The organism is Pseudomonas sp. C7.1, assembly GCF_056312395.1.
On record NZ_JBWDTL010000003.1, the window covers coordinates 4,076,942 to 4,101,729 of the forward strand.

Annotated in this window: 23 protein-coding genes and 1 pseudogene; 11 read left to right on the forward strand and 13 right to left on the reverse strand. The window is 62.1% G+C overall.

What is annotated here, in order from left to right:
* Positions 1-198: 198 nt before the first annotated feature.
* Positions 199-2,208 (reverse strand): DNA helicase Rep, encoded by a 2,010-nt coding sequence (gene rep / locus AC0T4W_RS22550; RefSeq protein ID WP_476323023.1) that lies wholly within the window; start codon positions 2,206-2,208, stop codon positions 199-201.
* Between the two features lie 265 nt (positions 2,209-2,473).
* Between rep and AC0T4W_RS22555 the strand changes: the two genes are divergently transcribed.
* Positions 2,474-4,147: a putative bifunctional diguanylate cyclase/phosphodiesterase gene (locus tag AC0T4W_RS22555; RefSeq protein WP_476323026.1), complete on the forward strand. Its 1,674-nt coding sequence runs from the start codon at positions 2,474-2,476 to the stop codon at positions 4,145-4,147.
* A gap of 57 nt (positions 4,148-4,204) precedes the next feature.
* Here the strand turns inward: AC0T4W_RS22555 and pbpG are convergent, their stop codons facing one another.
* The gene (gene pbpG, locus AC0T4W_RS22560) at positions 4,205-5,116 is read right to left on the reverse strand and encodes a D-alanyl-D-alanine endopeptidase (protein ID WP_476323029.1); all 912 of its coding nucleotides are present in this window, start codon (positions 5,114-5,116) and stop codon (positions 4,205-4,207) included.
* Between the two features lie 140 nt (positions 5,117-5,256).
* Between pbpG and chrA the strand changes: the two genes are divergently transcribed.
* On the forward strand, positions 5,257-6,600 hold the full coding sequence (chrA, locus tag AC0T4W_RS22565; RefSeq protein WP_476323031.1) for a chromate efflux transporter: 1,344 nt from the start codon (positions 5,257-5,259) through the stop codon (positions 6,598-6,600).
* 89 nt (positions 6,601-6,689) lie between these two features.
* Here chrA and AC0T4W_RS22570 read toward each other — a convergent pair.
* The 5 genes and pseudogenes from AC0T4W_RS22570 to folE2 all read right to left on the reverse strand — a co-directional run.
* Positions 6,690-6,880, reverse strand: a pseudogene (locus AC0T4W_RS22570) (phosphoribosyl-AMP cyclohydrolase); the annotation flags it as partial.
* A complete protein-coding gene (locus tag AC0T4W_RS22575) occupies positions 6,877-7,749 on the reverse strand; it encodes a metal ABC transporter substrate-binding protein (protein ID WP_476323034.1) in 873 nt (290 codons plus the stop codon). The gene AC0T4W_RS22575 and the pseudogene AC0T4W_RS22570, both read right to left, overlap by 4 nt.
* A gap of 9 nt (positions 7,750-7,758) precedes the next feature.
* Entirely contained in the window at positions 7,759-8,580 is an 822-nt protein-coding gene (locus AC0T4W_RS22580; protein ID WP_476323843.1) for a metal ABC transporter permease, read from the reverse strand.
* A 41-nt stretch (positions 8,581-8,621) separates the two neighbouring features.
* Positions 8,622-9,293, reverse strand: coding sequence for a metal ABC transporter ATP-binding protein (locus AC0T4W_RS22585; protein ID WP_476323036.1), 672 nt, complete (start codon positions 9,291-9,293; stop codon positions 8,622-8,624).
* The gene (gene folE2 / locus AC0T4W_RS22590; protein WP_476323039.1) at positions 9,290-10,198 is read right to left on the reverse strand and encodes a GTP cyclohydrolase FolE2; all 909 of its coding nucleotides are present in this window, start codon (positions 10,196-10,198) and stop codon (positions 9,290-9,292) included. The genes AC0T4W_RS22585 and folE2 overlap by 4 nt, the downstream gene beginning before the upstream one ends.
* Positions 10,199-10,274: 76 nt before the next feature.
* Between folE2 and dksA the strand changes: the two genes are divergently transcribed.
* On the forward strand, positions 10,275-10,703 hold the full coding sequence (gene dksA, locus AC0T4W_RS22595; RefSeq protein ID WP_476323042.1) for an RNA polymerase-binding protein DksA: 429 nt from the start codon (positions 10,275-10,277) through the stop codon (positions 10,701-10,703).
* A 4-nt stretch (positions 10,704-10,707) separates the two neighbouring features.
* A complete protein-coding gene (gene zigA, locus AC0T4W_RS22600) occupies positions 10,708-11,913 on the forward strand; it encodes a zinc metallochaperone GTPase ZigA (RefSeq protein ID WP_476323045.1) in 1,206 nt (401 codons plus the stop codon).
* Positions 11,914-12,043: 130 nt separating this feature from the next.
* Here zigA and istB read toward each other — a convergent pair whose 3' ends face one another.
* A complete protein-coding gene (istB, locus tag AC0T4W_RS22605; RefSeq protein ID WP_476316371.1) occupies positions 12,044-12,799 on the reverse strand; it encodes an IS21-like element helper ATPase IstB in 756 nt (251 codons plus the stop codon).
* A 16-nt stretch (positions 12,800-12,815) separates the two neighbouring features.
* On the reverse strand, positions 12,816-14,336 hold the full coding sequence (istA, locus tag AC0T4W_RS22610; protein ID WP_476315339.1) for an IS21 family transposase: 1,521 nt from the start codon (positions 14,334-14,336) through the stop codon (positions 12,816-12,818).
* Positions 14,337-14,497: 161 nt separating this feature from the next.
* Between istA and AC0T4W_RS22615 the strand changes: the two genes are divergently transcribed.
* Positions 14,498-15,184, forward strand: a complete 687-nt coding sequence (locus AC0T4W_RS22615; RefSeq protein ID WP_476323048.1) for a DUF1826 domain-containing protein — start codon at positions 14,498-14,500, stop codon at positions 15,182-15,184.
* 18 nt (positions 15,185-15,202) lie between these two features.
* Here the strand turns inward: AC0T4W_RS22615 and AC0T4W_RS22620 are convergent, their stop codons facing one another.
* Positions 15,203-15,556, reverse strand: a complete 354-nt coding sequence (locus AC0T4W_RS22620) for an NADH:ubiquinone oxidoreductase (protein ID WP_476323051.1) — start codon at positions 15,554-15,556, stop codon at positions 15,203-15,205.
* 143 nt (positions 15,557-15,699) lie between these two features.
* On the opposite strand from AC0T4W_RS22620, the gene AC0T4W_RS22625 reads away from it, so the two are divergent.
* Entirely contained in the window at positions 15,700-16,680 is a 981-nt protein-coding gene (locus tag AC0T4W_RS22625) for a CobW family GTP-binding protein (protein ID WP_476323054.1), read from the forward strand.
* A 94-nt stretch (positions 16,681-16,774) separates the two neighbouring features.
* Here the strand turns inward: AC0T4W_RS22625 and AC0T4W_RS22630 are convergent, their stop codons facing one another.
* Positions 16,775-17,635 (reverse strand): extracellular medium-chain-length polyhydroxyalkanoate depolymerase, encoded by an 861-nt coding sequence (locus AC0T4W_RS22630; protein ID WP_476323057.1) that lies wholly within the window; start codon positions 17,633-17,635, stop codon positions 16,775-16,777.
* Positions 17,636-17,910: 275 nt separating this feature from the next.
* On the opposite strand from AC0T4W_RS22630, the gene AC0T4W_RS22635 reads away from it, so the two are divergent.
* Together AC0T4W_RS22635 and AC0T4W_RS22640 are read left to right on the forward strand one after the other, a co-directional pair.
* Positions 17,911-19,653 (forward strand): DUF1302 domain-containing protein, encoded by a 1,743-nt coding sequence (locus tag AC0T4W_RS22635; protein ID WP_476323060.1) that lies wholly within the window; start codon positions 17,911-17,913, stop codon positions 19,651-19,653.
* Positions 19,654-19,665: 12 nt separating this feature from the next.
* A complete protein-coding gene (locus AC0T4W_RS22640) occupies positions 19,666-21,027 on the forward strand; it encodes a DUF1329 domain-containing protein (RefSeq protein ID WP_476323063.1) in 1,362 nt (453 codons plus the stop codon).
* On the opposite strand, the gene AC0T4W_RS22645 is transcribed toward AC0T4W_RS22640, so the two are convergent.
* The gene (locus AC0T4W_RS22645; RefSeq protein ID WP_476323065.1) at positions 21,024-21,644 is read right to left on the reverse strand and encodes a TetR/AcrR family transcriptional regulator; all 621 of its coding nucleotides are present in this window, start codon (positions 21,642-21,644) and stop codon (positions 21,024-21,026) included. The genes AC0T4W_RS22640 and AC0T4W_RS22645 overlap by 4 nt on opposite strands.
* 177 nt (positions 21,645-21,821) lie before the next feature.
* Between AC0T4W_RS22645 and AC0T4W_RS22650 the strand changes: the two genes are divergently transcribed.
* On the forward strand, positions 21,822-22,604 hold the full coding sequence (locus AC0T4W_RS22650) for an alpha/beta fold hydrolase (protein WP_476323068.1): 783 nt from the start codon (positions 21,822-21,824) through the stop codon (positions 22,602-22,604).
* Positions 22,605-22,831: 227 nt separating this feature from the next.
* Complete coding sequence (locus AC0T4W_RS22655) at positions 22,832-23,710, forward strand: alpha/beta fold hydrolase (protein ID WP_476323071.1); 879 nt, start codon at positions 22,832-22,834, stop codon at positions 23,708-23,710.
* A 13-nt stretch (positions 23,711-23,723) separates the two neighbouring features.
* Here the strand turns inward: AC0T4W_RS22655 and AC0T4W_RS22660 are convergent, their stop codons facing one another.
* Entirely contained in the window at positions 23,724-24,125 is a 402-nt protein-coding gene (locus AC0T4W_RS22660) for a DUF3301 domain-containing protein (protein WP_476323074.1), read from the reverse strand.
* A gap of 120 nt (positions 24,126-24,245) precedes the next feature.
* On the opposite strand from AC0T4W_RS22660, the gene AC0T4W_RS22665 reads away from it, so the two are divergent.
* Positions 24,246-24,779 carry a zf-TFIIB domain-containing protein gene (locus AC0T4W_RS22665; protein WP_476323077.1) on the forward strand — a complete coding sequence of 178 codons (534 nt, stop codon included), beginning with the start codon at positions 24,246-24,248 and terminating at the stop codon, positions 24,777-24,779.
* Positions 24,780-24,788: the final 9 nt, after the last annotated feature.

Genomic DNA, 24,788 nt, shown 5'->3' on the forward strand with positions numbered 1-24,788 from the left:
AAGCCCAACATTGGGGGCCGCATAGCATGTCACTCGCCTTGTTGGGCTTCGTTCCTCAACCCAACCTACATCGTGATTGATCTATTATCCCTGGCGGCCACATTACGGGCGCGCCGCTCCCGGCTATTTTTTTATGGCCTGCCATCCCTGGCGGCTACCCTGTGGGCCGTCGCAAGCGACGTTAAAAATAGCTCCCGGCTATTTTTTTAGCATGGCGCGCATATTGGCCAGGGCCGAGTTGCCGGTGGCGGCCTTGACCTCGGGTGGGGCGTCGTCCAGGCCTTCCCAAACCAGGTCCTCGGGCGGCAGCTCATCGAGGAAGCGGCTCGGCGAGCAGTCGATGATTTCGCCGTATTGCTTGCGCTTAGCAGCGAAGGTCATGGTCAGGTTGCGCTTGGCGCGGGTGATGCCGACGTAGGCCAGGCGCCGTTCTTCTTCAACGGTATCGGCCTCGATGCTGGAGCGGTGCGGGAGGATTTCCTCCTCCACGCCGAGGATATACACCGACGGATATTCCAGGCCCTTGGAGGCGTGCAGGGTCATCATCTGCACGCCTTCGGCACCTTCCTCTTCCTCCTGCTGGCGTTCGAGCATGTCGCGCAGCACCAGCTTGCCGATGGCGTCCTCGATGGTCATGTCGCCGTCTTCGTCTCGCTCCAGGGTGTTTTTCAGCGCCTCGACGAGGAACCAGACGTTACCCATGCGCGCGTCGGCGACCTTGTCGTTGGAGGCGTTCTGCCGCAGCCAGTTCTCGTAATCGATATCCATGACCATGCTGCGAATCGCCGCAATCGGATCGTTCTGCGCGCATTCCTGGCGCACTCGGTCCATCCACTTGGTAAAGCGCGCCAGGCGTTCGGTGTAGCGCGCATCCAGCTGCTCGCCCAGGCCGATTTCACCGGCGGCGGCGTACATGCTGATCTTGCGGTTGGTGGCGTAGTTGCCGAGCTTTTCCAATGTGGTCGAGCCTATCTCCCGGCGCGGCACGTTGATCACGCGCAGAAAGGCGTTGTCGTCATCCGGGTTGACCAGCAGGCGGAAGTAGCTCATCAGGTCCTTCACCTCCTGGCGGGCGAAGAAGCTGGTGCCGCCACTCAGGCGATAGGGAATCTGGTGGTGCTGCAGTTTCAGCTCCATCAGCTTGGCCTGGTAGTTGCCGCGATAGAGAATGGCGTAATCGCTGTAGGGGCGCTGGGTGCGCAGGTGCTCGGTGAGGATTTCCAGGGCCACCCGCTCGCATTCGGCGTCTTCGTTTTTGCAGCGGATCACACGGATCTCGTCGCCCATGCCCATCTCGCTCCACAGCTGTTTCTCGAACGCATGCGGGTTGTTGGCGATAAGGATGTTGGCGCACTTGAGGATGCGGCTGGTGGAGCGGTAGTTCTGCTCCAGCATCACCACTTTGAGCGATGGATAGTCGTCCTTGAGCAGCATCAGGTTTTCCGGGCGCGCGCCGCGCCAGGCGTAGATCGACTGGTCATCGTCGCCAACCACGGTGAACTGGTTGCGCATGCCCACCAGCAGTTTCACCAGCAGGTACTGGCTGGCGTTGGTGTCCTGGTATTCGTCGACCAGCAGGTAGCGGATGCGGTTCTGCCACTTTTCCAGAATGGCCGGGTTGTCCTGGAACAGCTTCACCGGCATCAGGATCAGGTCGTCGAAGTCCACCGCGTTATAGGCTTTGAGCGTGCGCTGGTAGTGCAGGTAGACGATAGCGGCGGTCTGCTCCTTGGGGTTGCGGGATTCGGCCAGGGCCTGTTCGGGCAAGATCAGGTCGTTCTTCCAGCTGCCGATGTAGTTCTTGATCTCATCCGCGCCGTCATCGCCGGAGTATTCCTTCTGCATGATGTCGCTGAGCAGCGCCTTGATATCGCCCTCGTCGAAGATCGAGAACCCCGGCTTGTAGCCCAGCGCCGCGTATTCCTTGCGGATGATGTTCATGCCCAGATTGTGAAAGGTCGAGACAGTCAGGCCGCGAGCCTCCGGGCCCTTGAGCAGGGTGCCGACGCGTTCCTTCATCTCCCGCGCGGCCTTGTTGGTAAAGGTCATGGCGACGATATGGCGGGCCTGGATACCGCAGTTCTGCACCAGGTGGGCGATCTTGCGGGTGATCACGCTGGTCTTGCCGGAGCCTGCGCCGGCGAGCACCAAAAGTGGGCCGCCGACATAGTTCACGGCTTCCTGCTGCCGGGGGTTCAGTCGGGACATGAAGTCAATCGTCAGGCGGAATGGGCGCGCATTTTAACAGGCCTGACGCTTTCTGCCGTGACCATCTGGAAGTGTGTGGCAGCGCACATAATGGCAAGTCGCCAGGCTTGGTTAATTTTCCTAATCCAGTACTCTGGTGCCACTTTTGGGTACCTGCTTGGCCGCAGGATACGCGCCACTGACACAAGGATGTGCGTGATTAGACGTCGATTACGACGCATCCGAGCGGTTTAATGCTCTTTATTTGTGCTGTGGGGGAAGTTGCTTGTCCGCGTTCGTCGAACCATTACGCTTGCTCCTGCTGGCGGAAACGCCCGGCTGGGCGCAGTTGCTGCGCGAGCGTCTGAATGCGCTTGGCAGTGGTTATGCGCTGATTACCGCACCGTCCTGGGAGGCGGCCAGCGCGCTGTTCGATAAACCCAGCAACGCCCTGCTGCTGACCACCGCGAAATACCTGCCCGCCTCCGCGCACTGTTCTCTGCCAATGGTTTTGCTGCTGGATGCCGAGCCTGAAGCCGAGCCCGAGGGTGTGTGCGACTGGCTGGTGCGTGACCAGCTCAGCACCGAGATGCTGCGCCGTTGCCTGCGTTATGCGCGCGAGCGCGGCAAGCTCTACGACACCCTGCACCGTTTGGCCGAGCAGGACGCGCTGACCGGAATTGCCAACCGCCAGGGCTTTCAAACCTTACTTGCGGCGCGGTTGGCCGAGTACGAAGGATGCGGCCTGACCCTCGGCCATCTCGATCTGGACAACTTCCGTCATGCCAACGATGCCCTTGGTTATCAGGGCGGCGACAGTTTGATTCTGCAGGTGGTGGCGCGGATCAAGGCGCATTTGCAGGCCGGCGATCAGGTGGCGCGCCTGGGCAGCGATGAGTTTGCCCTGCTACTCGACAGCCGCCGCGATCCGGAGCGCGCCGAGCGCCTGGCCGCGCAGATTACCGAAGCCCTCGGCGAGCCTTACTGGATCGACGGTGAAAGCCTACTGATCGGCTGCAGCCTGGGGCTGGCCCACTCCCGTGCGGACAGTAGCGCCGACCCGCTGATGTGGCACGCGCATATCGCCATGCAACAGGCCAAGAGCCAGCAGGGCTGTACCTTTCATCTCTATGACGAGCGGATCAACCGTAGCGCGCGCAACCGGGTTGACCTGGAAAGCGAACTGCGCCGCGCCCTACGCCGCGACGAGCTGGAGCTGCATTACCAGCCGCGCTTGTGTTTGCAAACCGGGCGTATCGTTGGCCTAGAAGCCCTGGTGCGCTGGCGGCACAGCGTACATGGCCTGCTGGCGCCGAATGAGTTTGTGCCGCTGGCCGAGGAAAGCGGGCTGATCGTACCGCTGGGTTATTGGGTGATCAGCCGCGCGCTGCGCGATATGCAGTGGCTGCGCGGGCGCGGCCTGCCGGCGTTGCATATGGCGGTCAATCTGTCGTTCCGTCAGTTTCAAGATAGCCAACTGCTGCCGACCCTCAGCCGCCTGATCGAAGAGCGCGGCGTGGATGCGCAGTGGCTGGAGTTCGAGCTAACCGAAACCGCCGTGATGCGCCGCAGCGATCAGGTGCAGCAGACCATGCTGGCTCTCGGTCGCCTTGGTGTGCGTTTCTCGCTGGACGACTTCGGCACCGGCTTTTCCTCCTTTGTGCACTTGAACAACCTGCCGATCACCCTGCTGAAAATCGACAAGAGCTTTGTCGGCGGCATGGGCGAGCGCGCGGAAAATCGCCAGTTGGTGCGGGCGATGATCAACCTGGCGCACAACCTCAACCTGCAGGTGGTGGGCGAGGGCGTGGAGAATGCCGAACAGCTGGCGTTGCTGCGCCAGTACGGCTGCGATCAGGTGCAGGGCTTCCTGATCAGCAAGGCCTTGCCGCTCCCCGAGCTGGCGCGTTTTCTGGTGTTTGGCATGCGCCAGCCGTTGCTCGGGCTGAATAACAGCTGAGCTGCTTACTGATTGAAGAAAGGCCCGCACTTGTTGCGGGCCTTTTGCTTGAAGGGGTTACTGTGTCGCCTGAGCTTGGGCCTTACGTTGCGCCAGTTTCTGCTGGCGGTAGCTGATGGCGGCGGGCGGCACGGCGGTGACCTTGCCGGTTTCCAGCCAGCGCTTGATGCGATTGGCGTCGGCCATGTGGGTGTATTTGCCGAAGGCATCCAGCACCACGAAGGCCACCGGGCGGTTATTCATCACGGTATTCATCACCAGGCAGCGTCCTGCTTCGCCGGTGTAGCCGGTTTTGCTCAGCTGCACGCTCCAACCGGGCTTGCGCACCAAGTTGTTGGTGTTGCGAAAGCCCAGGGTGTAGTTGGGTTTGCGAAATGCCTGGGTCTTTTCCGAGGTGGTGCTGAACTGGTTGATCAGCGGGTACTGGCGCGCGGCCTTGAGCATCAGCACCAGGTCGCGGGCGCTCGACACGTTGTGTTCCGACAGGCCGGTGGGTTCGACAAAGCGCGAGTGCTTCATGCCCAGGGCGCGGGCCTTGGCATTCATCGCCGCGACAAAGGCGCTGTGGCCGCCCGGATAGTGGTGAGCCAGGCTGGCGGCCGCGCGGTTTTCCGAGGCCATCAGGGCCAGCAGTAGCATGTCGCGGCGGCTCAGTTCGCTGCCCACGCGCACGCGGGAGAACACGCCGCGCATCTCATGGGTGTCGCGAATCATGATCGGCAACTGCTGATCCAGCGGTAGCTTGGCGTCGAGGGTGACCATGGCGGTCATCAGCTTGGTTACCGAGGCAATCGGCACCACGCTGTCGGCGTTGCGCTCGTAGAGCACTTTATTGGTCTGCAGGTCGACCAGCAGGGCGCTGCCGGCGGCCAGGTCCTGTTGTTTGGCGGGGGCGGCCTGGATGTTCGATGCAACGACAGCGCAGCTGCAGATCAACAGCAGGCTTACTAACGAATGGCGGATTTTCACAGAGGGCTTCACGGGCAGGTTGAAGGAGGGCGCAGCGCTGCCAAGTATACGGAAATCCACGCCTGGGCTTGGTGTTGCAGGCTTAAATCGTCATTGTGGCGCGCTATAGTGCGACCGTTTGTATCGCCGTGAGTTGCCCCATGTCCGAGTTATCTGCATCCATAGCACCGCCAGCGGTGAGCCTGCGCGAAGCCTTCTGGTTCTGGCTCAAGCTCGGCCTGATCAGTTTCGGCGGGCCGGCCGGGCAGATCGCGATCATGCATCAGGAGCTGGTGGAGAAGCGCCGCTGGCTGTCCGAGCGGCGTTTTCTGCATGCGCTGAACTACTGCATGTTGCTGCCGGGGCCGGAGGCGCAGCAGCTGGCCACCTATATCGGCTGGCTGCTGCACCGCACCTGGGGCGGGGTGATCGCTGGGGCGCTGTTCGTGCTGCCGTCGCTGTTTATCCTGATCGGCCTGTCCTGGCTGTATATCGCCTATGGCGATGTGCCGCTGGTGGCGGGGATTTTCTACGGCATCAAGCCGGCGGTGACTGCCATCGTCATGCAAGCGGCCTGGCGCATCGGCTCGCGGGCGCTGCAGAACAACTGGTTATGGGGCATTGCCGGCGCGTCTTTTGTGGCGATTTTTGCCTTCAATGTGCCGTTTCCGTTGATCGTGATTGGCGCCGCGCTGCTCGGCTACTTCGGAGGCCGCCTGCTGCCACAGCAGTTCAGCCTGGGCGGTGGACATGCGGCGCAACGTACGAGCTATGGCCCTGCGTTGATCGATGATGACAGCCCGCCGCTGGCGCACACGCGTTTTCGCGCCTCGCGTCTGGCGTTGTTGCTGGCGGTTGGCGCGTTGCTCTGGCTGCTGCCGATGGGCCTGCTGACCGGGCTGTATGGCTGGGACGGCACGCTGACACAGATGGCCTGGTTCTTTACCAAGGCGGCGCTGCTGACCTTTGGCGGCGCCTATGCGGTGCTGCCGTATGTCTATCAGGGCGCCATTGGTCATTACGGCTGGCTGACGCCAACGCAGATGATCGACGGCCTGGCCCTGGGCGAAACCACGCCGGGGCCGCTGATCATGGTGGTAGCGTTTGTGGCCTTTGTTGGCGCTTATCTGCAGCCGGTGTTCGGCGGCGACTCGGGCTTTGTCAGCGGTGCGCTGGCGGCGGCGTTGGTCACCTGGTTTACCTTTCTGCCGTCCTTTTTGTTCATCCTCGCCGGCGGGCCGCTGGTGGAGTCGACCCATGGTGAGTTGAAATTCACTGCACCACTGACCGCGATTACTGCGGCGGTGGTGGGGGTGATCCTTAATCTGGCGCTGTTTTTTGCCTACCACGTGCTCTGGCCGCAGGGCTTTGCCTGCAGCTTCGACTGGCCATCGGCCGTGCTGGCCGTGGCGGCGGCGCTGGCGTTGTTGCGCTTTAAGCGTGGGGTGATGGAGGTGCTGCTGGTCTCGGCGCTGGCCGGACTGGTGGTGCATCTGTTGCGTTGACGCCAACAAGAATGGATGACCCAAGGGTGGGTTAGCGGCGCAGAACCGTGCTTAGGAAGGCCCTGCGCCATTCGTGCGCCGCGTAACCCACCATCATGACAGGCCGGGCCTTGTTGCTCGACGAGCAACAACAGGGAGTCGCCATCACAATCCAGGCGCGCCTCCACCAGGCGATGGCGGCGATCAGGCCGTCGGCATTCCAGGGGATGGCGTCCAGCACCTCGGCCAAGGGGCGACTGTCGCCCAGCCCGGCCTGCTCCAATTGCAGCCACAGGCTCATGGCTTGAGCGCGGCCAGCAGGGTGTCGAGGTTGTGCTTGAACATGCCCAGGTAGGTGCTGGCCGGGCCTTCGCTGGCCAGGGCGTCGGAGTAGAGGGTGCCGCCGACCTGGGCGCCGCCTTCTGCCGCGATCTGCTGGATCAGGCGTGGGTCGCGGATGTTTTCCACAAACACGGCTTTTACCCCGTCGGCGCGGATCTGCCGGATCAATGCGGCCACTTCCGCTGCCGAGGGTTCGTCTGCCGTGCTCAAGCCTTGCGGCGCGACAAATTTCAGGCCGTAGGCCTGGCCCAGGTAGGCGAAGGCGTCATGGCTGGTGATGATGGTGCGTTGGGCCGGCGGCAGTTGGCCCAGGCCGGCGCGGGCTTCACTCAGCAGGGCGCGGATCTGGCTGATGTAGGCCTCGCTGCGGTAGGCGTAAAGCGCTGCATTGGTTGGGTCAGCCTGGCCCAGAGCCTTGGCGATGTTCTGCACATAGATTTCGGCATTGGCCAGGTTTTGCCAGGCGTGCGGGTCGGGGACCTTTTCGCCATCTTCATCAAGCATCAGTGGCAGTACACCGGCGCTGGCATCGATGCGCGTGCCGGGTGCTTCGCTGCTGTCGATCAAGCGCGCCAGCCACGGCTCGAAGCCCAGGCCGTTGGCGATAATCAGGTCGGCGGCGAACACTGCCTTGGCGTCTTCCGCGCTGGGCTGGTAGACGTGAGCGTCGGCATCGGCGTCGACCAGATTGCGAAGTTCAAGCTTATCTCCGGCTATTTGCTGGGTAATGTCGGCCAAAATACTAAAGCTGGTAACAACCTTGAGTTTGTCCTCGGCGTTGGCGCACAGGCTAAGGCTTAGGGTCAGCAGGGCAATCAGGATGCGCATGGTGGTTCCTCAATGGGCGGGAGATAAACAGGGTTGCCGGCGCAGCAGGCCATTCAGCGGCCCGAGCAGTACGGAGCAGATGTAGGCCAGGCCGGCGAGCAGCACGATGCACGGGCCGCTGGGCAGGTTGGCGTAGTAGGAGAGCAGCAGGCCGAGCCAGACGCAGACCGCGCCGGTGAGTGCGGCCAGCAGCAACATGCGCGGTAGATGGCGGCTCCAGAAGCGTGCGGCGGCGGCCGGCAGCATCATCAAACCCACCACCATCAGCGCGCCGATGGCTTGAAAGCCGACTACCAGATTGAGCACCACCAGGCCGAGAAATAGCCCGTAGGCCAGCGGCCCGAAGCGGCTGACACCGGCGAGAAACAGTGGGTCGAGGCTGTCCATCAGCAACCAGCGGTAGATCAGCGCCAACACCAGCAGGCTGCCGATGGATACCAGCCGCATACCGTTCAGGGTTGGCGGGTCCACGGCCAGCACCGAGCCGAACAGCAGATGTAGCAGGTCGAGCTTGTTGCCCGCCAGGCCCAGCAGTAATACGCCGCTGGCCAGGGAAATCGGGTAGATGGCGGCCAGGCTGGCGTCTTCACCCAGGCCGGTGCGCCGGGTTACCCAGGCGGCTAGGCCCGCCATACCAAGCCCCGCGACCAGGCCGCCGAGGGTTAGCGCCGGCAGGCTCAAGCCGAACAGCCAGAAGCCAACGGCAGCACCGGGCAAAATGCCGTGGGCGATGGCATCACCCATCAGGCTTAAACGGCGCAACACCAGAAACACTCCCAGCGGTGCAGCACTGATCGCCAGGGCCACGCCACCCAGTAGCGCGCGGCGCATAAAGGCGAACTCGACAAAGGGGCTCCAGAGCAGCTCCAGGTTCACGCCACTTGCTCCAGAGGTGAGCGCTGGCCCATCAGCTCGCGGATCGGCGCATAAATGCAGCCGCTGCGTGACACCAGCAGGGCGTTATCCAGGTGTTGGCTCATGCTGTTAAAGGCGTGGCTGACCACGATCTGCGTGCGGCCTTGTGCCTGCCAGCGCTGGATGTGCTGCCAAAGCAGTGCCAGGCCCTGCTCATCCAGGGCGGCCTCGGGCTCGTCGAGCAGCAGCACCTGCGCGTCGGTCAGGCTTAGGCGGGCCAGCAAGGCGCGCTGCAGTTCGCCGCCGGACAGTGCTTGCAGGCTGTGCTGTTGTAAATCCAGCAGGCCCCAGTCTGCTAACGCGTGCTGCAGGCGTGCCTGACGCTGCTGGCGATTGAGCGGGCTGCGCCATAAGCCGGCGCTGACCAGATCTTGCAATTTGATCGGGAATTGCCGATCCAGCGCCTGCTGTTGCACCAGGTAGGCCACGCCACCCAGGCGCGGTGCAGCCAACTCGACCTGGCCGCGCAAGGGCTGGGTGATGCCGGCAATTGTCTTAAGCAGGCTGCTTTTGCCGCAGCCATTCGCACCGATCACGCCAGTTAGGCTGGCGCGGGGCAGGTGCAGATTCAGGGGTGGGGTTAGCGGGTGGCCGGCAGGGCCCCATTGCAGGTTGTGGCAGTGGATCATGCTGGGCTCCAGTTCCAGCGGCTGGCTGCCACCGCATCGTGGGCGTGCAGGCTTTCCGCATGCACCACGCGCAGCTGGAAGGCGCTGAGTCCTGGCTGTAGCAACAGAGCGCTGTGCAGGCGGCGGGCGGCGTCTTCGCAGAACATCAGGTTTTGCCCGTTGGCCAGGGCAAAGGCCTGTTCGTCGGCACGCTTTACGGCGGTTTGCACGGCGGTGCCGAGGGCCTGTTCGGCGGCGTCGATCAGCTCAACCAGTGGCAGTTCGGCGGCCTGCGCCTGCAAGCGGACTTGCACGGTGGCGTTGCTGCGTTGGCTATGCGGCGTGGCGATGATGCCCTGGGGCGAGCCGAGCCAGGCCAGCAGTTGTGCGTGGTCCAGCGGCTGGTCGGCGAAGTCCTCGATAAAGCGCTGCTGAATCAGCTGGCGCGCCAATGCAGCAGAGCAGGGGCAGGTCGAGGAATAGGCCACTTCTACCTGCAGTTCCACCTGAAAGCCCAATGAATCCTGGCGTGAGTCCTGGCGTGCATGCACTTCGAAGGGATATGACTTCCAGCCGGCGAGGGGGCTGACCAGCGCCGGACGACTGAGCAAGGCTTCGCCGCGTAAGGTGATGGAGGCTTGCTGCGACAGGCCCTGGTGGCTGTCGAGAAACTCGCCCAGCAGCTGCTGCAGCGTCGCCGGGCTCAGTTCGCGCTGTTCGAGGGCATGCAGGGCCAGGTACAGGCGCGACATATGAATGCCACGGGCATTGCCATCATCCAGGCTGACCCCGGCATCGGCGCGGGCATTGATGCGTTGCCCGGCCAGGTTGACCGGCAGCGCGATGCCCTGCATGCCGACCCAGTCCAGGGCCTGTGCGTGGGCAGGTATTTGCGCGGCTATGTCCGGCAAGGTCAGTGCGTTCATCAGAAATCTGCCGCTCGGTTGTGGGTTTAAATGTTATGTTATAACAAGTAAATTACAAAGCCAGTGAATCCTGACGATGACCGCAACCCCGCTTACTCACGCCGAACTGCTCGCTCAGCCTGCGGATGACTATATGAAAGCCGCGCAGCAGCAGTTCTTCCGCACGCTGCTGCTGAACCAGCGCGGCGAACTGCAAGCACGCATTGCCGCAGAATTTGAAGGCCTGCGCGAGCGCGAAACCAGCAGCGACCCCGCCGACATTGGTAGCGCCGAAGAGCAGCGCCAATGGCAACTGCGCCTGCTGGAGCGGGAGAAGAAGCTGCTCGACAAGATCGACGAAGCCCTCGACCGCCTGGCCCGTGGCGAGTACGGCTGGTGCGTTGAGACCGGCGAGCCAATCGGCCTCAAGCGCCTGTTGCTACGGCCCACCGCGAGCCTGTGCATCGAAGCCAAAGAACGTCAGGAACAACGCGAAAAACACCTGCGCCACGTTGATGGAGACTGAAACCATGACCAACCGCCTTCCCGTAACCGTGTTGTCCGGCTTTCTCGGTGCTGGCAAAAGCACCCTGCTCAACGCCATTCTGAAAAACCGCCAAGGCCTGAAAGTGGCGGTTATCGTCAACGATATGAGCGAGATCAATATCGATGGCAGCGAAGTTCAGCGTGATGTCAGCCTGAACCGCGCCGAAGAAAAACTCGTGGAAATGAGCAACGGCTGCATCTGCTGCACCCTGCGCGAAGACTTGCTGGAAGAAGTCGGCCGCCTGGCCCGCGATGGCCGCTTCGATTACCTGCTGATCGAATCCACCGGCATTTCCGAGCCGCTGCCGGTGGCCGAGACCTTCACTTTCCGTGGTGAAGACGGCCAGAGCCTGGCCGATGTGGCGCGCCTGGATTGCATGGTGACGGTGGTCGACGGGGTGAACTTCCTCCGTGATTTCCATGAAGCCGAGAGCCTGGCCAGCCGGGGTGAAACCCTGGGCGAAGAAGATGAGCGCTCGATCACCGACCTGCTGATCGAGCAGGTGGAATTCGCCGATGTGCTGCTGGTGAGCAAGATCGACCTGATCAGCAGCCACGAGCGCGAAGAGCTGATGGCCATCCTCAAGGGCCTGAATACCCACGCCGAAATCATCCCCATGTCCATGGGCGCGGTGCCGCTGGACAAGATCCTCAACACCGGCCGTTTCGACTTCGCGCGTGCAGCCGAAGCGCCTGGCTGGCTCAAGGAACTGCGTGGTGAGCATGTGCCGGAAACCGAGGAATACGGCATCGCTTCCACTGCTTACCGGGCACGCAAGCCGCTGCATCCCGAGCGCTTCTTCAATTTCATCAACCGCGAATGGACCAATGGCCGCCTGCTGCGCAGCAAGGGGTTCTTCTGGCTGGCCAGCAAGTACCAGGAGGCCGGCAGCTGGTCCCAGGCGGGCGGTTTGATGCGTCACGGTTTTGCCGGGCGCTGGTGGCGCTTTGTGCCCAAGGCGCAATGGCCAACCGACGAAGAAGGCCTGCAGGCGATTATGAAAAACTGGCAAGCGCAGACCGGCGACTGTCGCCAGGAGCTGGTGTTTATCGGCCAGAACATCGACTTCGCTCAGCTGACCGCAGAGCTGGATGCCTGCCTGCTGACCGAGGCGGAAATGGCCCTCGGTGTGGATGCCTGGCGCGCGCTACCCGACCCGTTCGGCCCCTGGCACGAGGAGGCGGCCTGATGCTTGCGCCCATCAATGCGTAAGTTGCGGATTCCACGCCATTCGGACACTCAGCCCACGCTGATCCGGACACCTGTTCCACGGTCATCCGGACAGGCAGTCGGAGCGCAGCGACGCAGGATATGCATTGTTAGTCTGAGGTGCCCGGCGTCGTCAATTTCTTCGCCCGCCTGCGCATCGACTCTCCCTTCAGGTTGATCCGGTAGGCGTTGTGCACCAGGCGGTCGAGGATGGCGTCGGCCAGGGTCGGATCGCCGATCAGTTCGTGCCAGTTGTCCACCGGCATCTGACTGGTCACGATGGTTGAGCGTTGGCCGTAGCGGTCGTCCAGCAGCTCCAGCATGTCGCGGCGCTGTTCGTTGGTGAACGGTGCCAGGCCCCAGTCATCGAGGATCAGCAGGTCGGTCTTGGCGTAGCTGCTCATCAGCTTGACGAAGCGGCCGTCGCCATGTGCCAGGCCCAGTTCTTCCAGCAGCCGCGGCAGGCGCAGATAGCGCACGCTGCAGCCGTCCCGGCAGGCCTGGTGGGCCAGGGCGCAGGCCAGCCAGGTTTTGCCGACGCCGGTGGGGCCGCCGATGATCAGGTTGAGGCCGTCGCGCAGCCACTGGCCGCTGCGCAGTTGCAGGATCAGCGCCTTGTCCAGCCCGCGCGGGGCGCGGTAGTCGATGTCTTCGAGGCAGGCGTTGTGCTTGAGCCGGGCCTGGCGTAGGCGGTTGCTCAGGCGCTTGTCGTCGCGCTCGGTCAGCTCGCGATCGACCAACAGGCCGAGGCGTTCTTCGAAGCTCAGGCTGTCGATGTCGGGTGTTTTCAGTTGCTCGGCGAGGGCTTTGAGCATGCCGTGCAGGCGCAGGGTTTGCAGCTTGTCCAGGGTCGGGTGAGGCAGCATGGTGGGATTCCTTTGTTCAGTGGTAGTAGCCGGGGCCGCGCAGGTTGGCGTGGTCGTCCGGTAGTAGGGGTAGGTTCTGTTGAGCCAGCGGCAGGTTTTCCAGGCCTTGGCGCAGAATCGATTCGAGGCTTTTGTAGCTACAGGCACCGAGGCTTAGGGCGCGCTGGCAGGCGGCTTCCAGCCGTTCTTCGCCGTGGTGCTTGCCCAGGCGCAGGATGCCCAGGCAAGCGCGGTAGCCATGCTGCGGATGCACGCGCCGTTCGAGGATGTGGCCGATCACCCCGGCGGTGTTCGGGCCGGTCTGCTCGGCCCAGCGGATCAGCCGTTGCGGCGTCCACTCGGCATGCTCGCGATGGCTCTTGGGCATGTGCTCGGTCTGCGTGCTGTGCCGGCCTTTGTGCAGGGAGCGTACGTGGCTGGCCACCCGCTGGTTGGCGTGGAAGCACTCCACGGTGCGCGCCGTCAGACGCACCTCCAGCTGCTTCTTCACCAGCTGGTAGGGCACCGAGTAGTAATGCCCGTCAACCTCGACGTGGTAGTCGATGTGCACCCGCGCCTTCTTCCACTCGGCATAGACGTAGGGCTGCTCCGGTAAAGGCCGCAGGGCCGGGCGATCCAGGCTGTCGAAAGCCGCCTGGCGGGAGCCCGGTAGCTTCTTGAACGGCCGTTGGTTGAGTCGCTCCAGCAGCACGGCGATGGCCCGGTTGAGTTCGTCCAGGGAGAAGAACTGGCGATGGCGCAAGGCGGCGAGGATCCAGCGCTCGACCACCTGCACGCCGACCTCGGCCTTGGCCTTGTCGCGGGGCTTACGCGCCCGCGCCGGCACCACCGCCACGCCATAGTGCTCGGCCAAGTCGCGGTAGCTGGGGTTGATGTCCGGTTCGTAGCGATGGGCCTTGCTCACCGCACTGCGCAGGTTGTCCGGCACCACGATCTCCGGCACCCCGCCGAGGAAGGCGAAGCAACGGGCATGGGAGCCCAGCCAGTCCGGCAACTGCTGCGACCAGGTGGCCTCGGCGAAGGTGTAGCTGGAGGCACCGAGTACCGCGACGAATACCTGCGCCTGGCGGATCTCGCCGCTGTGACGGTCGATCACCGGCATCGTCTGACCTGCGTAGTCGACGAACAGCTTTTCGCCGACGCGGTGCTCCTGGCGCATCACCACATCGACCTTGCCGGCCCAGGCCCGGTAGTGCTCGCAGAACCAGCTGTACTGGAAGCCCTGTGGCTGGCCCAGCCGATACTCCTGCCAGAGCAGCGCCAGGGTCACGCCTGGTCGGCGCAGCTCGGCATGCACCCAGGCCCAGTCGGGAGTTGGTCGTTGCTCAGAGGGGATCTCCGGCGGTGGCGGGAACAGGCGCCGCTCCAGCTCTGCGTCGGACAACTCAGCAGGGAGCGGCCAGGAGAGGCCGCAGGCCGTGAATCGGCAAAGGTAATCACCGGCACTGCTGTGACCTATGCCCAGACTGCGGGAGATCTTACGGACAGACAGCCCGCAATCGAACTTGAGGCGCAACACTTCACGGATTTTACGCATGGATAAACGCTCCACGACGACCTCTCTGCTTCGAAAAAGAGGCCAATGGTAGTGAATAAATCCTGCGTAGCTGCCTGCCAGAAAGTGTCCGGATGGCTGTGGAATCAGTGTCCGGATGCTCGTGGAATGGGTGTCCGGATCAGCGTGGAATCACTGTCCGGATGTGCGTGGAATGGGTGTCCGAGTCAGCGCGGAATCCGCAGGGAGCGGGCGTGCCCGCCAGGCAGCAGCTGCAGCAGGTCAGCAGCGAGCAGATCGAGGTGCTCGGCGAGGTGCTGCGTGATGAGGTCAATCTGGCCGTATGGCAGCGTCAGTTGCCGGCGCAGATCAGTGATTTCGCCACAGCCTTGCTGGTTCAAGGCGAGGCGCTGGGGCAATCCATCGTGCTCGAGCTGGCCAGCCCGGAAAGCACGCCGAACCTCAGTGGCCTGGTCGATGGTTACAGCGATCTGCCGGGCCAGGCGGCGTTTCTGCAGGACCTGAGCTGGCTGGTCGGTGCCTTTGCCTGCCTGTTCGACGCCAAACGCATCGGTCTGCGCCTACGCATTCTCGACAAGGCCATGTGCCCGCGTTTTCACGTCGACCATGTGCCGGTGCGGCTGATCACCAGCTACGCCGGGGTTGGCAGTGAGTGGCTGGAGGAGGGCGTGATGGCGCACCGTCGGCTCGGTGATCCGGCTGCCGAGCCCAGCGATGCTGCGTTGATCAAGCGCGCAGAGACCGGCCATGTGCTGCTGGCCAAGGGCGAGAAGTGGATCGGCAATGAGGGCGGCGGCTTGATTCACCGCTCGCCGCAACCGCCGGCGGGTGAGCGGCGCTTGCTGCTGACGCTGGATTGGTTGGGGTAAGTGATTGCGGCGGGCGGTTTAGCGCGCCATCCATACGCCCTTGCTCTGCTGTTCGCAGAAGGGCTTGAGGTAGGTGGCGTCGCTGGCAACGCCGTAATAATGCACATCCTGTTTATAGGGTGTGCCGCCGACCGTTGAGTTGCGGCATATGCCGAAAGCGCCCATGGGGCACTGCTCGACAAACTCCACTTCGACCTTCTGCCCTTTTAGCTGTGGCTGACAGAACCCGGTGCGAAACAGATTGGGCGGGATGCTGCGGTTCTGCTGGCAGACCTTCACATCCAGACGCTCGGCCTGGCTATGCACCACACAGGCTTCACCCCAGGCTAGGCCGGATACTGTGAACAGGCTCAGCAGCAAAAAAGCGCGCATCAATTGACCCTCTGAAAATATGCCGGCGACTCTAGCATGCTGCTTTCATTCGGTCTGCGTTGTGCCGCTCCTAAGGTGCTGTACGCCGTTAGAATGGCCGCAGCAGAACTCTTTCTCCCGATAGACAATGGCAAACGCCGATCATGCTGAAAAATATCCCCACCCATGTTATTGCCGGGCCGCTCGGTGCCGGGAAAACCAGCTTGATCCGTCATCTGCTGGCGCAGCGCCCGGCGCATGAGCGCTGGGCGGTGCTGATCAATGAGTTTGGTCTGGTGGGTCTGGATGCCGCGCTGCTGACCACCGATGACGACGGTGTTGCCATGGGCGAAGTGGCGGGCGGCTGCCTGTGCTGCGTTAACGGCGTGCCGTTCCAGGTTGGCCTCAGCCGCTTGTTGCGCAAGGCCAAACCGGATCGCCTGCTGATCGAGCCATCGGGCCTTGGCCATCCTCTGGTACTGCTCGAACAACTGCGCGAAATGCCCTGGGCCGGTGTGTTAGCGGTGCAGGAGCCGCTGCTGGTGCTGGACGCTCAGGCCCTGGCTGCGGGTGATGCGCTGCCGGAGAGTCAGCAGGCGACGCTTGGCCGCGCCGGCTTGTTGCTGCTAAACAAGGCCGAAGGGCTGGATGCTGTGACCAAGGCCCGCATCCAAGCGCAGCTGCCAGCGCGACCGATTTACTGGACCCGTCAGGGCGCCTTGCCATTGGCGGAACTGCCCGGTTTTAGCGCCCAGGCCGCTAGCGGCGGCACGCTGGATAACCTTCCCACCGGCACCGCGACATTGCCGCAACTGTGGCGCAGCCCGAGTGAGCCGATCTGCCAGGTTCAGCAGCAGGCCGAAGGCTGGAGCATCGGCTGGCGCTGGCATCCCAGCCAACAGTTCGAGCTGATGCAGGTGCAGCAGTGGCTGCATGGGCTGGGCTGGCGACGGGCCAAGCTGGTGCTGCAGACCAACGCCGGCTGGCTCTCGGCCAATGCTCTCGACGGCCAGCCCTTGCACTGGCAGAACAGCGAGTGGCGCAAGGACTCGCGGCTGGAGCTGATCTTTAGCGAAGCGCAGAGTCAAGTGCTGTTGCAGGCGGGAATGGCGAGCTGCCGACTGGTGCAACCGGCGCCCCTTTAATGGGGCGCGTTTTCCTCGGGTTGGCCAAGTTACGTCAGCATGCTCACGCCATAACGCTGCACCAGCGGGTGCTGCCCAGGCCATCAGCAGCCTGTTAGGGGTGAGCGTTAAACCAGGCCAGCACCTTGCCCGGCGAGCTGTCGAACCACTCATGGCCGCCCAGCAACTCGTTGTGGCGGCTGGTGGCGATGCCCTGTTGCAGCAAACGGTCGTAGTACAGGTCCATGCTCCACCAGGGCACCACGGCGTCGGCGAAGCCGTGGATAAAGTAGGTGGGTGGATGATCGCTCGGCAAGCTGTTTGGCACCGAGCAGATAGGCCCGCTACAGGTCGCGTAGGAGCCTGAGTGCACCACCAGCGCTTTGAACTGGCCGGGAAAGCTTACGGCCATGCGGCTGGTGTTATAGCCGCCGCTGGAGATGCCGGTGGCGTACTTGCGCTGGCTGTTCAAGGGGCCGAAGTGGCCGTTGTCGATAGCCTGAAACAGATTGGTCAGGAAGGTGAAATCGCTGCTGGTTTCATACAACGCCCCGGACAGGCCGGGGATATTGGTGTGCCAGAACAGATCGGCCGGCGCGCTGGGAGCAATCACCGCGTAGCCGTTGTCGAGCAGGGTCTTGATGGTCTTGCCTTCGTTGTACAGCTTGCCTAGCCAGGCGTTGCTGTAATAGACGAAATTATCCAACGCAAAGAACGAGCCTTGATAGAACACCACCACCGGCCAACCTCCTGGCGGCGGGGTGCCCGCAGGGCGTTGGTAGATCACTTTACGGGTGGCCAAAGCGCCGGAATTGATCCAGGTCGATTGATGGCTGCAGTTGATCTTGCCGGGTAGCAGCAGGGTCTTCTTGCGCTCGCTGCAGGGCGAGTCGGCCCAGCTTGAGCTTGTAAACAGACACGTCAACAGGGCGATCAGGCCCAGCCAGCGGACAGACGGTTTGGCAGTGATAGGCATGGCGGTTCTCCACTTTCTTATTGGTTTTTAAGGGAATGTGCTCCTGATCAAACACTGTGCTTCCCTGCTGTTGCCTTTTAAATAGAAACCTGAATTCCGATTCCGTCAAGTAAGCCAGCCCTCGTAATCCGGGTGCTGCAGCGCTGCGGGCTCTCTAGCACCGGTCGCGGGCAGACGAAAAAATCTTTGCCGGGCTTGCCAAAAGGCCAATGGGTTACTACTTTATCGGAACCGATGTTCCGGTTCCGATAAAAACAATACAGCAGGAGATCGTCGTGGCGACACAGAGATCAGCATGGACGGCAGGTTGCTTGGCATTGCTGGCGGCGAGCCAGGCAGATGCTTTTCAAGCGCGCTCGGGAGACTGGGCGCTATCGTTGGATACCACCCTGTCCTATGGGGTGAACTACCGCATGGAGAGTCAGGACCGTCGTCTGATCGCCCGCGCCAATGGCGGCAAGGGTGATAACAGCGGCCTGATCAACGCCGATGACGGCAACCTCAACTTCAAGAAAGGTGAGTTGTTCTCGGAAGTGACCAAGGTGGTGACCGAGATGGACCTGAATTTTCAGGACGACTACGGCATCTTCCTGCGCGCCCGTGGCTTCTACGATTTCGAGCTGAAGGACGATAACCGCCGCCATCGCGAAATTCCCAACAAGGGCCTGGACGATGCCGGTTCCAGCATCGATCTGCTGGATGCCTTCGTCTACGGCAGCTGGACGGTGGCCGACCGAGCTCTCAATGTCCGCCTGGGCCGGCAGGTGATCAACTGGGGCGAAGGGCTGTTCTATCAAAACGGCATCGGCGCGACCAACCCGGTGGACCTCAACGCCCTGCGCGCGCCGGGCTCCGAGCTGAAGGAAGCCTATATGCCGACCCTGATGGGCTATGCCTCGTTCGAGCTGAGCGAGGGGTTGTCCGTCGAAGGCTATTGGCAGCCCGGCAGCGCTTGGGAAGAAACCAAGATCGATCCCTGCGGCACCTATTTCTCCACCCTCGATGTGCTCGGCGGCGGTTGCGATTACCTGATGCTGCCGCCCCTGCAGGAACCGCTGGCAGGTGGTCTGGCCTTCGACAGCCCGGAGCAAGCCCAGGCCTTTGCCGATAGCCTGGGGCCGGGCTTTATCAATACGTTGCTCAAGGGTTACCTGCCCACCACCTATATTCCCCGTGGCAAGGACGTCAAAGCCGACGACGCCGCCCAGTACGGCATGGCTCTGCGTTGGCTGGTGCCCGAGCTGAATGACAGCGAGCTGGGCTTCTACTACCTGCGCTACAACATGAGCCTGCCGATGCTCGGCCTGACCGTGGGCCAGCCCATGGTGTTCCCAGTGGTGGGGGCGTTGCCGGTCGGCACCAGCTCCAACTACTACGCCGAATACCTGGAAAAGCGTCACCTCTACGGCCTCAGCTTCAACACCAGCATCGGCGGCGACAGCTTCCTCAATGGCCTGTCCCTGGCCGGTGAAATCAGCTACCGGCCCAATGCGCCGATAGCCCTGGGCCTGGGCGAGTACCTGCCGAGTGCGCTGCAGGGCAATCTGGCCGGCATGCCAGTGGGCACGCGCCTTGATGGCTATGCCGAAAAAGCCATGTGGCAAGCCTCCCTGGTGGGCATCTACAGCTTCAACAACCTGCTCAGGGCCGATACCGCGACCCTGCTCACCGAGGTGGTGGGTAGCCGGGTGCAGGGCCTGGAGTCGGATATCGACTACTACGGCGCTACGTCCAGTGCCTGGGGCGCGCAAAGCAGCCTGTCGCTGACCTATAGCAACGTGTTCAACGTGGTCAATCTGGTGCCCAGCGTCAGCTATCAGTACGGCATCAATGGCGTCGCGCCGCAGCTGACCAACGGCCTGTTGGAAGAGCGTAAAAGCTACTCGCTAGGAGTCGACGCGATCTATCAGGAGTCCCTAACGGTTGGCGTCAAATACGTCGGCTACAGCGGCGCCGGTCTGGCCAACAAGCTCAGCGACCGCGACTACCTCGGCTTCAACATCAAATACAGTTTCTAGGACGAGATCATCATGAAGACTTCAGGATTGTTGCGCGCCAGCCTGCTCGGCACTTTGCTGCTAACCAGCGCGCTGGCCAATGCCCAGGTCGATGCTGCCAAGGCGGCGCGTCTCGGCCAGGATCTGACCCCCATCGGCGCCGAGAAAGCCGGCAATGCCGCCGGCACTATCCCCACCTGGAGCGGTGGCCTGCCCCGTGATGCCAACGCCTTCGATCCGGCCCTGGGCTATCGCGACCCTTACGCCGCTGACCAACCGCTGTTCAGCATCACCGCAGCGAATGCCGAGCAGTACCGTGAGCAGCTCAGCCCTGGGCAAATGGCGATGCTCACGCGCTTTAGCGACAGCTGGAAACTCAATGTCTACCCGACCAGGCGCTCGGCTTCCTACCCGGACAAGGTGTACGCCGCAGCCAAGCACAATGCGACCTCGGCCAAGCTGATCGAGAACGGCAACGGCATCGCTGACTTCAAGCTGGCCACGCCGTTCCCACTGCCGCAATCGGGCCTGGAAGTGCTGTGGAACCATTTGGTGCGTTACCGTGGGGACAGCGTCAAGCGCTACTACGCCCAGGCGGTGCCGCAGGCGGGAGGCGATTACTTTATGACCAAGATCGAGGACCTGTTCCTGTTCAACGAAGCTGCTGGTGATCACAGCCAGAGCAATGGCAACGTGCTGTTTTACTTCCGCCAGTCGGTACTCGCTCCGGCGCGTCTGGCTGGTACCGAACTGCTGATTCACGAGACCGTCAACCAGGTCAAGGAGCCGCGCCTGGCCTGGCTCTACGCCTCGGGCCAACGTCGAGTACGGCGCGCGCCGAATGTGGCCTATGACTCCCCCGGCACCTCATCGGACGGCATGCGCACCACGGATAACTTCGACATGTTCTCCGGCGCACCGGACAAGTACGACTGGCAACTGGTGGGCAAGAAAGAACTCTTCGTGCCGTACAACAGCTACCGCCTGGCGGCCAAGAGCAACACGTACAGCGACATCGTCAAACGCGGGCATATCAACCCGGGCCTGCTGCGTTATGAGCTGCACCGCGTGTGGCATGTGCGGGCTACGTTAAAGGCGGGGATGCGCCACCAGTACAAGCAGCGCGATATGTATTTCGATGAGGACAGCTACCAGATTCTGGTGGTCGATCACTACGACAACCGCGACACCCTGTGGCGGGTCGGCGAGTCTTACACCATCAATCTGTATGACCAGCCGCTGATCTGGACCAGGGGCGATGCGGTATATGACCTGATCGGCGGTCGTTATGTCATTGGCATACTGTCCAATGAAGAGCCGGCCAATCAGTTTGATATTGCCCTGAAACCCTCGGACTTTACTCCTGCACAACTACGCCGGGACAGTCGACGTTAATGTTTGGCAACTTGCAGGTAATTACAGATGAGCGTGGAAAGTTCTCCGGGAATAACTTCTCGGGGCGTTTCACCGAGTGTCCCGACCATGGTCAGGTAATTCATGCTGGCCAGCAGCATATGCGCGGAAAGATCGGCGGCCTGTTGTGGGTGTGGGTGGCCGAATTCGCTCTGGCGGGCCAGGACGATGCGACAGAAGGTCTGGCCGATATAGGCATTGAGCTGGTGGAAGCGCTGGCGAAATTGCAGGTCGGCCGAGCTGCGTCGAACCAGGGCACGCAGCAGACCTTCGCGGCCGGCGAACAGATCGATCATGCCTTGGATAAACCCCTCGATCTGCTCGGCCACAGGCAGATCGCTGTGGCTGAGGTCGGCCACCAGTGCATCGATAGCGCTGCGGCCCTGTTCGACAAAGCGCTCATGCACGGCGTAGAGCAACACGTCCTTGTCACCGAGGAGGCGATAGAAGGTGCCTACTGAGGATTCGGCCAGTTGCGCAATCTGGGAAATGCCGGTGTCTTCGAAGCGATTGTCCGCAAGCAATTCAGCAGCCACGTTGAGGAAGCGTTCCAAGGCTTTTTTACTGCGAGCCTGAGTCGGGCTGGAAATGCTGTTCATTAGGAGCTCTCTATACGAAGCAGGCCGATTCTAGGTTTTTCGGCGCAATAAGGCAAACGCTAGCGTAATAACTAAGTTGGCAATCTTAATGTATTTATTAGTTGTTTCCTGATAATCGTCGCGGTTCAGGAGGACAGGTTAATTAGTGCCCTGATTATTATTAAAAGGAGTTTGCTCGTGCACTATATTCAATTGAAAACTGGCCGTTGTGCCTATATTCGAAAAGGCCAGGGAGTGCCGGTGCTGTTGCTGCATGGCCTGGGCTCATCCTGGCAGGACTGGCAGCCGCAAATCGAGGCGCTGTCGCGTTTTGCCGAAGTATTTGCCCTCGATTTGCGCGGTCATGGCGCCAGCGAACCGCTACGCGAGCCGGTCAGCGTGGCCGAACTGGCGGAGGATGTCGGCGAGTTTATTCGCGTCCAGGCTATTCAAGGCTGTGTGCTGGTGGGCATCTCTATGGGCGGCATGGTCGGCTTCCAGTTGCTGGCACAGCAGCCAGAACTGGTCGGGCGTCTGGTGGCGATCAACAGTGCGCCGAGTTTCCCGTTGGATTCCTGGGTTTTACGCGGCAAGGTGCTGTTGCGTCTGGCGCTGATTCGCTTGCTCGGTCTGAAGGCCATGGGCCACCTGCTGGCGCGCAAGCTGTTCCCTTATGCCGAGCAGAGCGAGTTGCGCCGCCGCACCGCCATGCGTATCGGTGCGAATGATCCGGTGTCCTACCTGCATGCGATCCGCGCGATTCTCGGTTGGTCGGCGTTGCCAGCCGTCAATGGCGTCGATACGCCGATGCTGATCGTTGCCGGCGACCGCGATTACACGCCCTTGGCCTACAAACAGGACTATGTGGCGGCGCTGCGCAATGCCGAATTGCAGGTGGTGGCAGATTCAGGGCACGCCACACCGCTGGATCAACCCGAGCAATTGAACGCCCTGCTAGAGCGCTTTATTCGCGGCCAGTAGTTGGGCAAGAGGTGAGTGTGGACATTCGGGCACCTACAGGTGCCCATTTTTTTGTGTTCAGCACATCCATATGCTTCACCCCTTCGGGGCTTACGCGCAAAAACGCTCCCGACATTTTTGCGCCCTGCCATTCTTGGCGGCTCCTGCGCGCCGCCAAAAATTACTACCGGTAATTTTTTGTGGTGCGCGCGCAGTAAACTGACGGGCCAGACGACAGCGAGCCGGTTATGAATCTTCAACCCTGGTCCCACGACAGCAGCGCCGGCTTTACCCTGCGTGGCTGGCATACGCCGCCTTCGGGTAAACCCGTGCTGCATTTTCTGCATGGCAATGGCTATTGCGGGCGGGTCTATACCCCCATGCTGCAATGCCTGGCCGAGGATTTCGATCTGTGGCTGTGCGATGTGCAGGGCCATGGTGAGAGTGACCATGGCGGACGTTTCCACGGTTGGAACCGCAGTGCCGAGCTGGCGCTGGAGGCGTTTGCCGCTGGCCGTGAGCGTTTTGCTGATGCCCCGGTATTTGCCCTGGGCCACAGCTTTGGCGGGGTGTTGACCAGCTTGATGCTGGCCCAGCAGCCGCAGCTGTTCCAGCGTGCGGTGCTGCTCGACCCAGTGCTGTTCAGCCCGGCGATGATCGGGGTGATGGCGTTGTCCGATGTGGTCGGCTTGAGCCGGCGTACCACCCTGGCGAGCAAGGCACTCAAGCGGCGCAGCAGCTGGCCGGATCGCGCCTCTGCCCATGCGGCACTGTATGGCCGTGGGATGTTTCGCGGCTGGACCGAAGAGGCCTTTGTCGCCTATATCCAGCATGCGCTGAAGGACAGCGACAAGGGCGTCGAACTCAAGTGCCGACCGAGTCGTGAAGCCGACATCTTCAGCTCCTTTCCCAAGCGCCTATGGCCGTCGCTGGCCAAAGTGACTACGCCGACTCAGGTGCTTTACGGGCAGGGCAGTTATCCCTTTGTCGCCAAGTCGGTGGCGCGCTGGTGCGCCAGCAATGCCCAGGTCAGCGCCCATGTGGTGCCGGGTGGGCACTGCTTTATGCAGGAGCAACCGGCCGACAGCGCCGCGCGGGTGGCGCACTTTCTGTTAAAGCGCGATTAAGCCTGATGACCTGCTAGTGGCGCGTGCTGCTATCCGAGTCCTGACGCTGGCTGCGCCACTGCTGCATTTCAATCACCTGAGCGCTGGGCGCCGGCGGTTCACGGAAGGGATGCGGGGCCAACTCGATGTGCCCCAGCTGTTTGCCAAACAGGGTGATGCTGCCGATATGCCGCTGCTCGCCGGTGACCGTGAACTCGAAGCCATACACCCGCGCCAACCGCTTGCGTCCGCGCGCATCGGGCAACAGGGCGAGCCGACGCAGGGCGACATTGCCATCAAGCAACTCCACATCGACCTTGGCGCAATGTTGCTTCACCAAACCCAGAGCGTGTTCACGCAGACCGTGGGCATGCCACAGCCATGCGCAGGCGGTGGCGAACAGCATCAGCAGAAAAACATCGAAGAGGTCGATCATGGCGGCTCCGGCAGCAGAGTGCAGAGCTTAACCGATTGCCGCACAGTTCTTGGTGCTGGGCTTGTCGTTGTTACGCAGTTGCTTTAGCGTCCGCGCACGCCAATCCGAAAAGGAGTTCCCATGCAGTGTCCTGCCTGCCGTATCACCACCTTGCAACCCACCAAGCTTGATGATGGCCTGCTGGCCCACGGCTGCCCGCAGTGTTCTGGCGCCCTGGTGGCCTTGCTGTATTACCGCGACTGGGCCGAGCGTCAGCCGCAGAATGATGAGCCGCAGACGCAGGTTGCAGCTGAGGTGGTCAATGAAAGCCAGCAAGCCCTGAGTTGCCCAAAATGCGCCAAATTGATGAGCAAATTTCAGATCAGCGGCACCCATGGTAACCGTCTGGATCTGTGCGGCAGCTGTGATGAAGCCTGGCTGGATAACGGCGAGTGGCAGCTGCTCAAGGCGCTGGAGCTCAGTCACAGAATGCCGAGCATCTTCACCGAAGCCTGGCAGCGCAAGGTCCGCCAGCAAGCTTCCGAAGAGGCCCGCCGGCAACGCTTCACTCGCCTGGCTGGGGATGAAGCCATTGCCCGCGCGGACGAGATTCGCGGCTGGCTGAAGGATCACCCGCAGCGCCGTGAGCTGTTGTTCTATATCGGTCACGAGTGACCCTGAGGC